This window comes from Peribacillus sedimenti (assembly GCF_046237635.1).
Classification (GTDB): domain Bacteria; phylum Bacillota; class Bacilli; order Bacillales; family DSM-1321; genus Peribacillus; species Peribacillus sedimenti.
In genome coordinates this window covers 4,493,851-4,507,648 of sequence record NZ_CP143547.1, presented here as the reverse complement: position 1 = coordinate 4,507,648, position 13,798 = coordinate 4,493,851, and the positions used below count along the sequence as shown (strand labels likewise).

The window sequence follows — 13,798 nt, the reverse complement described above, 5'->3', positions numbered from 1 at the left end:
TCCAGTAATGAGGTGGCATATGAAAATTGAATACTATACTGAGGGCCTTTCGCTAAAGAGGTCGGTAGATTCAGGAACCCGGGAACAACGGGATACTGTCCGGAACATTATTTCCGATGTTGTATCAAACGGAGATCGCGCATTATTTACATACACGGAACGTTTCGATGGGGCCGAGCTGGACAGCCTCAAAGTAACTGCCGAGGAGCTGGAAGAGGGAGTTAGGACGATTGACCCGCAAAGCTATAAAATTATAGAGGAAGCTGCTAAAAACATCTGGTCTTTCCATGAGAAACAGAAACGCAACTCATGGATGACAACGGATGAAACAGGCACCATGCTGGGACAGAAAATAACCCCGCTTGATGCGGTAGGTGTCTATGTTCCAGGAGGCACTGCAGCCTATCCGTCATCCGTCCTGATGAATGTTCTTCCTGCCAGGGTTGCCGGGGTAGAACGAATTGTCATGGTGTCTCCTCCAGGAAAGGACGGAAAGCTTTCCGGGGCAGTACTTGCAGCAGCCAGGATTGCCGGCGTAACCGAGATATACAAGGTGGGCGGTGCCCAGGCTATCGCTGCGTTGGCATACGGTACAGAAACAATTAAACGTGTCGACAAGATTACGGGTCCGGGCAACATCTATGTTGCTTTGGCGAAACGCGAGGTATTTGGGGATGTCGCAATTGATATGATTGCAGGTCCAAGTGAAATCGCAATTCTTGCCGATGAAACAGCAAACCCTGCTGAAGCGGCAGCTGACTTGCTGTCACAGGCCGAGCATGATGCAAGAGCCTGTGCTGTACTTGTGACTACATCAGAAAAGCTGGCGGCAGGAGTTAAAACAGAAGTGGACAAGCAGCTTTCTGTTCTGCCGCGTAAAGAGATAGCGGGCAAATCCATTGAGGAATTTGGACGGATCATTGTCTGTAAATCGATGGGTGAGGCAATTGCTGCGATCAATGAACTGGCGCCTGAGCATCTGGAAATACTGACAGCCAATCCTATTGAAGATATGGCTAAGATACGCCATGCCGGGGCAATCTTTCTTGGCCGATATAGTTCAGAACCTGTCGGTGACTATTACGCAGGCCCAAATCACGTCCTGCCGACAAATGGGACAGCCCGATTCTCCAGTCCATTAAATGTGGATGATTTCCAGAAAAAATCCAGCATTATTATGTACAGTGAGCAAGCCTTTACTGATAATGCCGAAAAAATTGCAGCTTTTGCACGGATGGAAGGCCTGGAAGCCCACGCGAGAGCTATTGAATCGAGAAAGAATCAATCATAATTATTTTCACCGGGTTACCGGGCGAACGGGAGTGAAAAAACATGAGCCGCTCAGCGAATATTGAACGGAACACAAATGAAACGCAAATAAAATTGCAATTAAACATAGATGGAGAAGGTAAATCAAAGATCGAAACAGGGGTGCCGTTCATGACCCACATGCTTGATTTGTTTACAAAGCATGGGCATTTTGACCTTACCGTAGATGCAAGGGGTGACATTGAGGTAGATGACCACCATACGACAGAAGACATCGGCATTTGCCTTGGTCAGGCGCTTGTAGCTGCATTGGGAGATAAAAAGGGAATCAAGCGATATGGGAATTCATTTGTACCTATGGATGAAGCCCTTGCACAGGTCGTTGTGGACTTAAGCAACAGACCGCATCTGGAATTTCGGGCCGCATTCCCGTCACAGAAAGTCGGAACGTTTGATACCGAATTAGTGCATGAGTTCCTATGGAAGCTTGCCTTAGAAGCAAGGATGAATCTGCATGTGATCGTCCATTATGGCCAAAATACCCACCATATGATCGAGGCAGTATTTAAAGCACTGGCAAGGGCTCTTGATGAGGCTACTACGATAGACCCGAGAGTAAAGGGTGTGCCTTCTACGAAAGGAATGTTGTAAATGATTGGCATCGTCGATTATGGGATGGGAAACCTTTTTAGCGTCAGTAAGGCTCTTGAACGGCTTGAGGTCCCTTCCGTTATTTCGGACAAACCGGAAGAACTGGAAAAGGCTGCTGGGCTGCTTCTGCCCGGGGTTGGTTCGTTTAAGGATGCAATGACTTTGCTTGACAGGCTGGAGCTCGCAGGGTTCCTGAAAGAGTGGGCAGCAGCGGGGAAGCCGCTGCTGGGCATATGTCTGGGCATGCAGCTATTGTTCGAGGAAAGTGAGGAGAATGGCCCTGCCAAAGGGCTGTCCCTGCTTCCCGGGAAGGTCGTCCGTTTTGCGGGTGAAACCGAAGCAGGTGTGAGCTATAAGGTTCCTCATATGGGATGGAATAAACTTCAGTTCAAGAATGAGTCGCCGCTGTTGAAAGGGCTGAAGGAGGATTATGTGTATTTTGTCCACTCCTACTATGTCAATACTGACAGCCAAGATGTCGTTACTGCATCTGCCGATTATTATGGGGACGTTCCTGCCGTGGTCGGAAGAGGTTCGGTATTTGGAATGCAATTTCACCCGGAAAAAAGCAGTGGCCTGGGTATGGCGCTTTTGAAAAACTTTACAGACCTAACAGAGGGGAAATCAGTAAAATGAGCATTTTTGACATATATCCGGCAATAGATATGCGGGGAGGCAAATGCGTTCGGCTGATACAGGGAGACTATAATCAGGAAACGATTTATGGAGACTCTCCTTTTGACATGGCTGAAGGCTTTACACGGCAGGGAGCCTCCTGGATTCATATGGTGGATCTGGATGGAGCAAAGCTTGGCGAAAGAGTCAACCATCACTTTGTGGTGAAAGCCGCCAAAGAACTTTCGGCAAAGATCCAAATCGGTGGTGGAATCCGTTCGGAAGAGGATATCGTATACTATCTGGAAAACGGTATCCAGAGGGTCATACTGGGAAGTTCGGCTGTATCCAATCCGCAATTCACGAAAGACATGATCAGGAAATACGGGAGCCAGATTGCCATTGGAATTGATGCAAAAGATGGAAAGGTGGCAACACACGGATGGCTTAAGACTTCTGAAACAGATGCTTACGAACTGGGGAAAGCTTTGGCTGACGCCGGTGCTGATTTGTTTATCGTAACGGATATCTCCACAGACGGCATGCTTTCAGGACCGAATATTGAAGGTGTGGTCAGGATGGCCGAACAGACTGGCAGAGGAGTGATCGCTTCCGGAGGAGTCAGTTCCTTAGATGATATTGAGGCTCTGAAAAAGGAAGCAAGCCGAGGTGTTGTAGGAGCGATTGCAGGCAAGGCGATCTACACAAACCGGTTTACAGTCGAAGAAGCTTTAAAGAGGGTGCGTAGTTGAGATGCTGACAAAGCGGATTATCCCATGTTTGGATGTAAAGGACGGGCGGGTCGTTAAGGGAATTCAATTCGTCTCTCTGCGTGATGCAGGGGATCCGGTCGAGCTTGCGGCGTTTTATGATCGGGAAGGTGCGGACGAGCTGGTTTTCCTGGATATATCGGCTTCCCATGAGGGCAGGGAAACCATGGTGGACGTTGTAAGAGCTGTCGCCGGGAGCCTTGCCATCCCATTCACGGTAGGTGGCGGAATTAATTCACTGGAGGATATGAAACGGATCCTGCGCGCTGGAGCAGACAAGGTTTCATTAAATACAGCGGCACTGCTGCGTCCCGAATTAATAAATGAAGGTGCAAGCTACTTTGGATCACAGTGTATCGTTGTGGCTATTGATGCGAAATATGATCATGAGCGGAAGACCTGGAGAGTATACACTCACGGCGGCAGAAAGCCGGCCGAACGTGATGCCGTTGCCTGGGCGAAGGAAGCAGTAGAGCGTGGAGCCGGTGAAATCTTATTGACAAGTATGGATGCAGACGGTGAGAAAACTGGATTCAATATTGCACTGACTAAAGCTGTAAGTGAAGCTGTAACCGTACCGGTCATTGCCTCAGGTGGCGCAGGCAATGCAAAACACTTCCAGCAGGCCTTCGAGGAGGGAAAAGCAGATGCTGCCCTGGCTGCTTCCATTTTTCACTATAAGGAAACATCCGTCAGGGAAGTAAAGACGTTTCTCAAACAAAAAGGAGTGGTGGTACGGTGACTATAGAAAATATTGCATTCGATGAGAGAGGGTTAGTTCCTGCAATCGTACAGGATGTTAATACAAAAGAGGTTCTTACCCTGGCATACATGAATAAAGAATCTCTGAAACTGTCTGTTGAAACAGGAGAGACATGGTTTTTTAGCCGCTCGCGAAATGAATTGTGGCACAAAGGGGCTACGAGCGGAAACACCCAAAAACTGGTTGAAATCAAATATGATTGTGACCAGGATGCATTGGTGGTATTGGTAAAGCCGAATGGGCCTGCCTGCCATAATGGTACGGTAAGCTGTTTTGCCGACAGTTTATATAGGAATTCAGAGAGTCATGGAGAAAGTACCGGAAATGCCTCCTTGCTTTTGGAATTGGAAAAGCTGATAGGTGAAAGAAAACAAGCCATGCCTGAAGGATCTTACACCACCTACCTCTTTGATAAAGGCGTCGATAAAATCCTGAAGAAAGTGGGCGAAGAGTCGGCTGAAGTCATCATTGCAGCAAAAAACCGGAATAAACAAGAGCTTTCAATGGAGTCGGCGGATTTGATTTACCACCTGTTTGTCCTTCTCCAGGAACAGGAGCTTCCTTTCCAAAGGGTACTGGATGTTCTAAAGGAAAGACATACAAAAAACGAGAAGGACTGATTCCTTCTCGTTTTTTATTTGATGAGACGTACAACTTTTTAAATGAGACTGATGTCTAGCTTCGACTTACATGTGCCGATGCCGCCAGGCTCACTGGACCGTGGTCGTCAGCGTTTCCGCACGACTGGCGTTCTTAGCTGACCTTCCACTGGTGTCGATATTAGCTCTGACCTTCCACATGCGGCGGTCTTAGACGACTTGAGGTTATAAGTCACCCTTCTTTCGGAAGGAGGCTCCCTGAGAGTGTTAAAAAGTCTGGTACTCTTCGCGCTTTTTTCTCTCTGGCCGTCTTTCGAGCTGCCATGCAGGAGCTTTGAAAAGGAAGAAACAACCGTACAGGGTTATAGACAGTAAAAGAGAAGCTGCTACATCATAGAGCACATGCTGTTTTACAAATAATGTGGAAAGGATAATCAATATGCCTACAATATGCGTGAGATACTTGTGGATGGCATGGTAGCCCTTGATTTGAAGAGAAAAAAACATGACTACGCTTGTAGTGAGAACGTGAATGCTTGGAAAACAGTTAACGGGCTGATCATTCATATAAATTACGGATACCAAATCTATCAGAATGCCGTCCCCTTCTAGCTGCGGTCTTGGAACTGTTGTCTGGAACACATAATAAATAAAGAAACAGATCGCCTCACCAACCAAAATGGCAGCCAGGGATTTCCAGTATACTGCTGAATCCTTCCACCAAAAGTACAGTAAATATCCGAAAACATAAGCATACCAAACGATGTAAGGAATGATGAAAATCGGCAAAAAGGGAATATAGGAATCCAGTTTTGTCGATATGATTTGTGCATCTTGGTGGTTCATATTCAACCAGCCGTATATGAATCCCAGAACGGGGAATATTAATAGTCCCGTTAACTCTAGTAATTTTTTGATAATTTTTCTATTCATATTTTCTCCTTTTGAATGTTGTCGGCTGTAATCAAAAGTTGTTATCAAAAAGGTATATGATGAAATGCATTGATTAATGACTCCTTATTATTACATAACCTTTTTCTCCCTCGATTAATCATATCCTTTTAAAAGAAAGATAGAAAGACTCTATTGAAAATTATGTTACAAGAATGTAACAAAGGAGTGTTTCGGAGAAAGATACCTGTTTTATTGATATTCTAAATGGTAATCCATAGTTCAAAAGAGGCAGTTCTCCTCAAAAGGCTCTTCTTATGGTATACTACTAAGGCTAATCAACTTTAACATGGAGGATTTCATGGGCAATGATGCGAAATTTGGCCAACAGGCTAAGATCTTATCCTTTCACCCAACAGGAGAGTATTACTTCTCAAAGGGTTTAAAATTATATCACAGACGTGATTTATATAAAGCAAAGAAATATCTGGAGCGGGCACTTGAATTGGAACCTACAGAACCAATGATAGCCTGCCAGCTTGCTATTACTTGTACGGAAATCGGAGAATATGATTATTCAAATCTATTATTGGAAAATATTCTCGATGTCCTTGATCCATATATGACGGAATGTCACTATTTCCTGGCTAACAATTATGCCCATCTGGGAATGTTCAAAGAGGCTTTCAGGCATGCCAATCAATATCTTGATAAAGAGGAAGATGGAGAGTTCAGCGAGGATGCAGAGGATTTGCTGGATCTTATTACGTTTGAGGCAGATGAAACAGAAGAAAGCCTTGAACAGCAGGATGGACTGATTTTTAAACAGGAGAAAGCCCGTGAATACTTGGAAGCAGGAGATTTTCATAAGGCAATTGAAGTATTGAAAGAAACCATTGAAGAACACCCGGATTTCTGGTCTGCATATAATAATTTGGCGTTAGCCTATTTTTATCTTGGCAAAACTGAGGAAGCATTTTCGACCCTCGACGTGGTTCTCGAGAAAAACCTGGGGAATCTCCATGCTTTGTGCAACCGGCTCGTATTTCATCACTATCTTAATAATGAGGATCAGGTTGAGGATTTGGTAAAGCTCCTTGATAAAATACGCCCGATGCTTCAGGAACACAGGTTTAAACTAGGTGCCACATTTGGGTTGACCGGCAGACATGAACTGGCATACAAGTGGCTAAAGCAGCTTCAAAAGCAGGGGTTTCAAGGGGATGGATCATTTTATTATTGGCTTGCTAATTCAGCATTCCATCTGGGGTACAAACGCACTGCGGAACAGGCGTGGAAGAAAGTCATTGAATTCAGTCCCGAAAAAGAAGGGAGGGAGCCTTGGGGACATGCTGAGGCCGATGGATTGGAGCATCATCCCTCTTCAATTTTAAAGCGTCTGGAAAGTCAATTCACGGAAGAGAGACTGCTTGCCATCTTCCTGACTAAGCATTCCATGCAAAAGGATGTAATAATCAAGGAAAAGCTTTATAAAGACAATCTGTTATTTACCCCAATTGAAAAAGCCTATGCAGACATGATCATGGAGAAAAATGTAAAGCATGCAGCGATTGAATTTGCAGACAGGACGGCAGAGCACTTATATCAATATTACAAGCCTGTAAGCATGACGGATGCCGGTCTCTACCTAATGTGGTTTTCTGTGTTTTCAGAAGCTGTCAAGACAGGCATAAGGCTAAACAATCCGTCAGCCTGGGCCGCGGCTGTAGAATACGTATGGTATAAAATGCGCAATGAAAAAAAGAGCCAGCACGAAGTATCCGATAAGCACTTCATTTCGGTCTCTACACTATCGAAATATATAAAAAATGTAAACAATCTGCTGCAGCTGAGCAAATGCTTGGACTGATAATTATTTGTTATATAGGATAATACTAGATATAGTTTAAAGTGTTTTTTAGCTACTGGAGCGATTGAAGGAGTGATTCATTGTGACTGAAGAGAAAATCTATGATGTCATTATCATTGGTGCCGGGCCTGCTGGAATGACAGCTGCAGTATATACATCAAGGGCAAACTTGTCTACATTAATGTTGGAACGCGGAATGCCAGGCGGACAAATGGCGAATACAGAGGAAGTTGAAAACTATCCCGGGTTTGAGAGTATTCTTGGGCCAGAGCTTTCTACCAAAATGTTCGAGCATGCCAAAAGATTCGGTGCAGAATATGGATATGGCGATGTAAAGGAAATCATTGACGGTGAGGACTACAAAACAGTCATCGCCGGATCAAAGGAATATAAGGCAAGGGCCATTATCATAAGTGCCGGTGCTGAGTATAAAAAGATTGGCGTGCCTGGCGAAAAGGAGCTCGGTGGACGAGGCGTCTCTTATTGTGCAGTTTGTGATGGTGCATTCTTCAAACAAAAGGAACTTGTTGTCGTAGGAGGCGGAGATTCTGCGGTTGAAGAAGGTGTATACCTTACACGATTTGCTTCTAAGGTAACGATCGTTCATCGCCGTGACGAGCTAAGGGCACAGAAAATCCTTCAGGACCGCGCCTTTGCAAACGAAAAAGTCGACTTTATCTGGAATCATACAGTAAAAGAAATAAACGGGACAGACGGCAAGGTGAGCAGTGTAACCCTTGTAAACACGGTAAATGGAGAGGAAAGCAATTTCCCTGCTGATGGCATATTCATTTATATTGGCATGCTGCCGTTAACCAAACCGTTTGAAAATCTTGGAATCACTAATGAAAATGGATATATTGAGACGAATGAGCAAATGGAGACAAAGGTGCCAGGGATTTTCGCTGCTGGAGATATTCGCGAAAAGACATTGCGCCAAATCGTAACAGCAACAGGAGATGGAAGCATCGCTGCCCAGGCAGCCCAGCATTATGTGGAAGAGTTGAAGGAACGGCTGAAATTAAAAGCATAATGATTTCTGCGTGAGGGCTGCATAAAATGGCGCATTCCCAATCTTAACATTTCGTAATTGGGTTTTAATTATGCTGTAACATGGGTGAAACAATGATTGGGTATATTTAGAATAGAAATTGACCCCCTTTTATAAATATAAACCCTGGCTGGCGCAGATTTGATTCTGCGCCTCTTTTTTGCGCATTTTCCTGTAAATTGACAATCCTTGTTCATTGTGGAGGATTATTAAAGATAGTATAATAATAAGAATACATCCTGTAACATATTTTAATTCTTAACAATAACATAGAGCTTTGCATGCGTGAAGCAGTTTCGAATGTTTTGCCAGGTTCAATATAGATTCACAGTTGTAGTAGTCGATTGAGGTGAAGGAAGTGCAGCGTGTAACTAATTGCGTTTTAGTCAGAGACAATCAGGCATTATTATTGAAAAAGCCTAGGCGGGGATGGTGGGTAGCTCCCGGAGGGAAGATGGAACCAGGAGAATCAGTCCGGGATGCATGTATACGGGAATACCGGGAAGAAACGGGTATTTATTTGAAAAATCCTTCCATAAAAGGAATTTTCACTTTTATTATAAAAGAAGGAGACAAAGTCCTATCTGAATGGATGATGTTTACCTTTTATGCAACTGAATTCGACGGAGTAAATGTAGATGTATCTGAAGAAGGAGAGCTGTATTGGCAGCCGTTGGATGAAATAAAGAAACTGCCGATGGCCGAGGGCGATTATCATATCCTGGATTATATGGTCCATGGAACGGGTATCATCTATGGCACCTTTACCTACACACCCGACTTTGAAATGATCTCCTACAGGCTGGATCCGGGTTGATTTTCTAGTATGGGATTCGCACACTTAACACAGCAACTCTCACCTAAGGTCCTTAGTTCGTGCCAGAATCGGGGGCTTTTATCATGTTTTCTGAAGTAATAGATTTTTACGTATTCTTTTTGGAAGAAGGCTTTTATTTTTTACGACAGCTGTGCAGGTAAAATGCCTTACCTGCTATTCAAAAAACATATACGCGAAGCAATATAAAAAAGTACTGGTGATAAGGACTGGGTAAGCTGCTCTGTTTCGTTAACATGAATCTTGTGCAGAGCTCTGCTGTTTTTCATGTTTATCCGGATTACTGTACTATATCAGCGCTCTGCCGCATTTTTAAAGCATGGCATATGCGCTTCTAGGGGGAGATAAAATGAGCACAGGAGCTGTAAATGATACTCAGCTTGTCATCATAACAGGAATGTCCGGGGCAGGGAAGACAGTCGCAATCCAAAGTTTTGAAGACCTTGGATTTTTCTGTGTGGATAACCTGCCTCCTACGCTGCTGCCTAAATTCCTGGAATTAATGAAGGAATCGGGCAATAAGATGAATAAGGTTGCACTGGTTATGGACTTAAGGGGCCGAGAATTCTTTGATCACTTATTTAAAGCGCTGGACGATCTGGCCGAAACATCCTGGGTAAGTCCAAGAATTTTATTTCTGGATGCAGATGACTCTGTGCTGGTGCGCAGATATAAAGAAACCAGGCGTACACACCCTCTGGCACCATCTGGATTGCCGCTTGAGGGAATAAAGCTGGAGCGAAGTCTGCTGGAAGAATTAAAAGGCAGGGCTCAAACTATATATAATACCTCTACTTTCAAGCCAAGAGAATTGAGGGAAAAAATTCTTACAGAATTCTCCAATAATAAGGCGCCGATGTTCGCCGTAAATGTCATGTCCTTTGGTTTTAAGCATGGGCTGCCGATTGATGCCGATTTGGTGTTTGATGTCCGTTTTCTTCCGAATCCCCACTATGTCGAACATATGCGCCCGAAAACCGGACTGGATGAAGAGGTTTCAGGCTATGTCCTGAAATGGAACGAAACCAATAAGTTTCTTGAGAAGGTAACCGATTTGCTTAGTTTCATGTTGCCTCAGTACAAGCGGGAAGGAAAGGCTCAGGTAGTGATTGCTATCGGATGCACAGGGGGGCAGCACCGTTCCGTTGCGCTGGCTGAGTACCTGGCGAATTACTTTAAAAAGGATTTCATCACCCACGTGACTCATCGTGATATTGAGAAGAGGAAGGGACAGCATGATGCCAAATAAGGGCCAGAGCCCAAAAGTAGTAGTGATTGGGGGAGGAACCGGGCTCCCTGTCCTGCTCCGTGGGTTGAAGAAATATCCAATTGATATTACGGCAATTGTAACAGTGGCAGATGATGGAGGAAGCTCCGGGCGATTAAGAGATGAACTGGATATTCCTCCGCCAGGTGATGTCCGGAATGTCCTTGCTGCACTTTCGGATGTCGAGCCGCTAGTTGAACAAATGTTCCAGCATCGTTTTAGAAGCGCGAATGAACTTTCGGGCCATTCACTCGGGAATCTTATAATCGCAGCGATGACGTCCATCACCGGAGATTTTGTTCACGCCATCCAGGAGATGAGCAAGGTCCTTAATGTCAGGGGGAAAGTGCTTCCTTCTGCGAATCAGAGCGTCATTCTTCATGCGGAAATGGAGGATGGCTCCATCGTTTCCGGAGAATCGAAAATTCCTTATTCCGGAAAGAAGATCAAGCAGGTTTTCCTGACGCCGGATAAAATAAAACCTCTAAGTGAAACCATTCAGGAAATCAGGCAGGCAGACCTTATTGTTATAGGCCCGGGAAGCTTATATACAAGTATTCTGCCTAATTTGCTTGTTCCTGGGCTGGGCGAAGAGGTCGCCCGCTCCAAGGCGAAAAAGGTATATATATGCAATCTTATGACACAGGCTGGCGAAACCTTGGATTATACTGCGAGTGACCATGTGAAAGCCATCAATGACCATATGAATGGCTCTTTTATTACAAGTATACTAGTGAATAATCAGAGGATTCCTGAAGCAATCTCAAACCGGTATAAAGAGGAATACGCTCAGCCTGTTCATTTCGATGTCGATAGTCTGAAAGAATTAGGATTAAATATAATCGAAGGCCAAATTTTTAAATTTGAAGGAAATGTCATTAGACATGACACCAAAAAGGTGGCAAAAATCCTTTACAATATGCTTTTGCATGAAACCAAATAGGTTTTTCTGCGTAGATAAAGAGAATAGCCAGCAGCTTCAAGGGAGCTGAGGGGCTGTTCTGTGATCGGGGTGAAATATCAATATCATGTCGTTTGCTTCAGAAACCAAAAAAGAGCTGACAACGCTGGAAGAAAAGGAATGCTGCGGTAGGGCAGAGCTCTGTGCTCTTATCAGGATGAATGGTTCCCTTTCATTTTCGAACCGAAAGCTCGTTGTGGATATTCAGACAGAAAATGCGGCCATTGCCAGGCGGATTTATACGCTGATAAAAAGCAGCTATGAAGTGCAGGTGGAGTTGCTGGTCCGCAAGAAAATGAAATTAAAGAAGAATAATGTTTACATCGTCAGGATGTCGGGAGGCGGCCAGGAAGTTTTAAACGACCTTAAGATCCTTGATGGAGGGTTTGTCATCCAGCATACAATTTCTCAAGACCTGGTTGCTAAAAAGTGCTGCAAACGGGCCTATTTAAGAGGTGCTTTCCTAGCGGGCGGCTCTGTCAATAACCCGGAAACATCCTCATACCACTTAGAAATTTTCTCGCTATATAAAGAACATAACGATGCCCTCTGCAAACTCATGAATGATGGGTTTAATCTCAAGGCAAAAACCTTGGAGCGAAAAAAAGGACATATTACGTACTTAAAGGAAGCGGAAAAAATTGCGGATTTTCTAAGTATCATTGGCGCCCATTCAGCGCTCCTGCGTTTTGAAGATGTGAGGATTGTACGGGATATGAGAAATTCTGTTAACCGTCTTGTCAATTGTGAAACTGCCAACTTAAATAAGACGATCGGTGCATCACTCAGGCAGGTGGAGAATATCCAGTATATCGAAAAAACGGTAGGACTAAGTATATTGCCGGAGAAGCTGAGGGAAATTGCCGAACTTCGGGTTGCTTTTCAGGATGTCACTTTAAAAGAACTCGGAGAGATGGTATCTGGGGGGAATATAAGCAAGTCAGGTATCAATCACCGATTAAGAAAACTGGACGAAATAGCAGAGAGATTAAGGGCTGGCGAATCCTTTTCTGCTCAAAAAATATAATTTCCGGGGAGGTAAGGGAATGGTAGAAAAACAAGTTGAGGTCAGGTTGAAAAATGGCTTGCAGGCGCGTCCGGCTGCTCTTTTTGTACAAGAGGCCAGCAGATTCAGCTCTGATGTCTTCCTTGAAAAGGAAGGAAAAAAAGTCAATGCGAAGAGCATTATGGGGTTGATGAGCCTGGCGGTGAGTTCAGGAACGGTGATCAGCCTGATAGTCGATGGAAACGATGAAGAAGAGGCCATGGTTGCTCTTAAAGCGTTCATCGAAAATGATCATATGTAGAATAAAACCTGGAAACATGGATTTTAATAGGACACGTTTGGTGTTTGATAAATTCGCTGCTAATGTGTGAAAAAAGGATGCCGTCCTGAAATGGGACCGGCATCCTTTTTTGATAGATAAGAAAGTATGACTTTGTTTTACTTAGGCTGATGGCAGATAAGGCCGCTTGAGCCTTTCTTATGTCTAACATTATTTATCTTCTTTTTTCTCAACCGTGTTACGGGAGATTACATTATCAATCAATCCGTATTCTTTCGCTTTATCAGCAGTCATAAAGTTATCGCGCTCAGTATCGCGCTCGATTACTTCTAATGGCTGACCAGTACGTTCTGATAGAACCTTGTTCAACTTGTCACGCAAGAACAGGATACGTCTTGCAGCGATTTCGATTTCTGTAGCCTGTCCTTGGGCTCCTCCAAGAGGCTGGTGAATCATGACTTCACTATTTGGAAGTGCAAAGCGCTTGCCTTTTTCCCCGGCAGCAAGCAAGAATGCACCCATTGATGCAGCCATTCCGATACATACTGTTGATACCTTTGGCTTAATGTACTGCATTGTATCGTAGATGGCCATACCTGCAGTGATGCTGCCTCCAGGGCTGTTAATATACAAAGTAATGTCTTTTTCCGGATTTTCGGCTTCCAGGAAAAGCAGCTGTGCAACAATGGAATTTGCCACATTATCATCAATACCGCTGCCCAGCATGATGATGCGGTCTTTTAATAGACGTGAATAAATATCGTAGGCGCGTTCTCCACGATTTGTCTGTTCAATTACTGTAGGAATTAAATTCATGAATTTGTTCCTCCTTATTAAAGAGAGATGTTTTAGGGATGATTTCTCAGTGAAAACCCTTTATGTAAGTAATGATACACTTTTTGGTCAATTAAGGTCAAACAAAACAAACTCGTGTCTTATATTATTTGTTCGACAATTTCTCCAAAAACAG

At 44.2% G+C, this 13,798-nt stretch carries 15 protein-coding genes; 13 read left to right on the top strand and 2 right to left on the bottom strand.

The genetic code is table 11. The features are described from left to right. Positions 1–19 precede the first annotated feature (19 nt). The 6 genes from hisD to hisIE are packed head-to-tail and all read left to right on the top strand — an operon-like array spanning position 20 to position 4,688. The gene (hisD, locus tag V1500_RS22185; RefSeq protein WP_409302678.1) at positions 20–1,291 is read left to right on the top strand and encodes a histidinol dehydrogenase; all 1,272 of its coding nucleotides are present in this window, start codon (positions 20–22) and stop codon (positions 1,289–1,291) included. 41 nt (positions 1,292–1,332) lie between these two features. After that, complete coding sequence (gene hisB / locus V1500_RS22180) at positions 1,333–1,920, top strand: imidazoleglycerol-phosphate dehydratase HisB (protein WP_409302676.1); 588 nt, start codon at positions 1,333–1,335, stop codon at positions 1,918–1,920. Beyond that, positions 1,921–2,556: an imidazole glycerol phosphate synthase subunit HisH gene (hisH, locus tag V1500_RS22175; protein ID WP_409302674.1), complete on the top strand. Its 636-nt coding sequence runs from the start codon at positions 1,921–1,923 to the stop codon at positions 2,554–2,556. Further along, positions 2,553–3,287, top strand: coding sequence for a 1-(5-phosphoribosyl)-5-[(5-phosphoribosylamino)methylideneamino]imidazole-4-carboxamide isomerase (hisA, locus tag V1500_RS22170; protein ID WP_409302672.1), 735 nt, complete (start codon positions 2,553–2,555; stop codon positions 3,285–3,287). Before hisH ends, hisA begins: the two co-directional genes overlap by 4 nt. Position 3,288: 1 nt before the next feature. Further along, entirely contained in the window at positions 3,289–4,047 is a 759-nt protein-coding gene (hisF, locus tag V1500_RS22165) for an imidazole glycerol phosphate synthase subunit HisF (RefSeq protein ID WP_409302670.1), read from the top strand. Beyond that, complete coding sequence (hisIE, locus tag V1500_RS22160; RefSeq protein WP_409302668.1) at positions 4,044–4,688, top strand: bifunctional phosphoribosyl-AMP cyclohydrolase/phosphoribosyl-ATP diphosphatase HisIE; 645 nt, start codon at positions 4,044–4,046, stop codon at positions 4,686–4,688. Before hisF ends, hisIE begins: the two co-directional genes overlap by 4 nt. Before the next feature lie 246 nt (positions 4,689–4,934). Here the strand turns inward: hisIE and V1500_RS22155 are convergent, their stop codons facing one another. Beyond that, positions 4,935–5,600, bottom strand: coding sequence for a phosphatase PAP2 family protein (locus V1500_RS22155; protein WP_409302667.1), 666 nt, complete (start codon positions 5,598–5,600; stop codon positions 4,935–4,937). 319 nt (positions 5,601–5,919) lie between these two features. Between V1500_RS22155 and V1500_RS22150 the strand changes: the two genes are divergently transcribed. The 7 genes from V1500_RS22150 (at position 5,920) to V1500_RS22120 (ending at position 12,849) form a co-directional block, all read left to right on the top strand. After that, positions 5,920–7,428: a tetratricopeptide repeat protein gene (locus V1500_RS22150; protein WP_409302665.1), complete on the top strand. Its 1,509-nt coding sequence runs from the start codon at positions 5,920–5,922 to the stop codon at positions 7,426–7,428. Between the two features lie 82 nt (positions 7,429–7,510). Then, the gene (trxB, locus tag V1500_RS22145) at positions 7,511–8,461 is read left to right on the top strand and encodes a thioredoxin-disulfide reductase (RefSeq protein ID WP_409302663.1); all 951 of its coding nucleotides are present in this window, start codon (positions 7,511–7,513) and stop codon (positions 8,459–8,461) included. A gap of 376 nt (positions 8,462–8,837) precedes the next feature. Then, positions 8,838–9,296: an NUDIX hydrolase gene (locus tag V1500_RS22140; RefSeq protein WP_409302661.1), complete on the top strand. Its 459-nt coding sequence runs from the start codon at positions 8,838–8,840 to the stop codon at positions 9,294–9,296. A gap of 367 nt (positions 9,297–9,663) precedes the next feature. Beyond that, complete coding sequence (gene rapZ / locus V1500_RS22135) at positions 9,664–10,563, top strand: RNase adapter RapZ (RefSeq protein ID WP_409302659.1); 900 nt, start codon at positions 9,664–9,666, stop codon at positions 10,561–10,563. After that, entirely contained in the window at positions 10,553–11,524 is a 972-nt protein-coding gene (locus V1500_RS22130) for a uridine diphosphate-N-acetylglucosamine-binding protein YvcK (RefSeq protein WP_409306087.1), read from the top strand. The genes rapZ and V1500_RS22130 overlap by 11 nt, the downstream gene beginning before the upstream one ends. Before the next feature lie 85 nt (positions 11,525–11,609). After that, on the top strand, positions 11,610–12,569 hold the full coding sequence (gene whiA, locus V1500_RS22125) for a DNA-binding protein WhiA (protein ID WP_409302657.1): 960 nt from the start codon (positions 11,610–11,612) through the stop codon (positions 12,567–12,569). Positions 12,570–12,588: 19 nt separating this feature from the next. Beyond that, entirely contained in the window at positions 12,589–12,849 is a 261-nt protein-coding gene (locus V1500_RS22120; protein WP_409302655.1) for an HPr family phosphocarrier protein, read from the top strand. A gap of 189 nt (positions 12,850–13,038) precedes the next feature. Here V1500_RS22120 and clpP read toward each other — a convergent pair whose 3' ends face one another. Beyond that, a complete protein-coding gene (clpP, locus tag V1500_RS22115) occupies positions 13,039–13,644 on the bottom strand; it encodes an ATP-dependent Clp endopeptidase proteolytic subunit ClpP (protein WP_409302653.1) in 606 nt (201 codons plus the stop codon). Positions 13,645–13,798: the final 154 nt, after the last annotated feature.